Annotated in this window: 1 protein-coding gene; it reads left to right on the top strand. The window is 71.9% G+C overall.

The genetic code is table 11. From position 1 onward, the window contains the following. A partial coding sequence (locus tag FOF48_RS36180) for an amino acid adenylation domain-containing protein (protein ID WP_143909565.1) occupies nucleotides 1-1,524 on the top strand: 1,524 nt, incomplete at both ends.

Raw genomic sequence — 1,524 nt, 5'->3', positions numbered from 1 at the left:
GCCAGAGCAGCGGGTGGGGGAGCTGGAGTGGATGGGCCCGGAGGAGAGGCGGCGGGTGGTGGAGGAGTGGAACCGGACGGGGAGGGAGTACGGGGGGAAGGAGGAGTGCGGGCACGAAGTCTTCGAGGCGAGCGCGGAGGCGAGGCCGCAGGCGGAGGCGGTGCGCACGGAGACGGAGGGGGTGAGCTACGGGGAGGTGGAGGAGAGGGCGAACCAGCTGGCGCACCACCTGAGGGGGCTGGGAGTGGGGCCGGAGGTGAGGGTGGGGTTGATGGTGGAGCGCTCGGTGGAGTGGGTGGTGGGGATGATGGGGGTGCTGAAGGCGGGAGGAGCGTTCGTCCCGGTGGACGTGACGCAGCCCGCGCTGCGAGTGGGGGCGCTGCTGGAAGAGGCGGGCGTGGCGGTGGTGCTGACGCGCGAGGCGTTGGCGGATGAGCTGCCCACGGGGAACGCGGTGCTGGTGCTGCTGGACGCGGACGCGAGGCAGATAGCGAAGCAGCCGAAGACGCGGGTGGGGAAGCGGGTGGCGCCGGAGAGCCTGGCGTACGTGCTTTTCACGTCTGGGAGTACAGGCAAGCCGAAGGGCGTGATGGTGCGCCACGGGGGCCTGGCGAACATGGCGCGCGCGGTGGCGGAGGCGCACGGGGTGAAGGAGGAGGACGGGGTGCTGCAGTACGCGTCGCCGGGCTTCGACGCGTCGGTGGCGGAAGTCTTCTCGACGCTGGTGGCGGGAGCGCGGCTGTGCGTGGCGCGAAGAGAGGCGCTGCTGCCAGGAGGAGGGCTGGAGGGGACGGTGAAGAGGATGGGAGCGACGGTGGTGACGCTGACGCCGTCGGTGTTGGGGCAGGTGGAGGAGGGGGGGCTGGAGGGAGTGAGGACGCTGATTTCAGCGGGAGAGGCGTGCCCGCCGGGGTTGGTGAGCAAGTGGAAGCAGGGCGGGCGGAGGATGTTGAACGGGTACGGCCCGACGGAAGTGACGGTGTGCGCGAGCGTGGCGGGGGAGGTGAAGGCGGAGCGAGTGACGGTGGGCAAGCCGCTGGGGAACGTGCGGCTGTACGTGTTGGACGGGGGGCAGAGGGCGGTGGGGGTGGGGGTGGTGGGGGAGTTGTACGTGGGAGGAGCGGGGCTTGCGCGAGGGTACCTGGGGCAGGCGGGGCTGACGGCGGAGCGCTTCGTGCCGGACGGGCTGAGCGGGGAGGCAGGAGGGAGGCTGTACCGGACGGGGGACATGGCGAGGTGGGGAGAGGACGGGGAGGTGGAGTACGTGGGCCGGCGCGACGGGCAGGTGAAGGTGCGCGGCATGAGGTTGGAGGTGGGGGAAGTGGAGGGGGTGCTGGGGACGCACCCGGGAGTGAAGCAGGCGGCGGTGGTGGGGAGGGTGGAGGGTGGGGGGACGAAGCTGTGGGCGTACGTGGTGGGAGAGGCGGAGGCGGGGCCGCTGAGGGAGTGGATGAGGGAGCGGGTGCCGGAGCACATGGTGCCGGTGGCGTACGGGAAGCTGGAGGCGCTGCCGCTGACGCCGAG

The sequence above is a fragment of the Corallococcus sp. Z5C101001 genome, from assembly GCF_007352635.1.
GTDB classification, from domain to species: Bacteria; Myxococcota; Myxococcia; order Myxococcales; family Myxococcaceae; genus Corallococcus; species Corallococcus silvisoli.
This window is presented reverse-complemented; position numbering and strand designations above follow the sequence as displayed.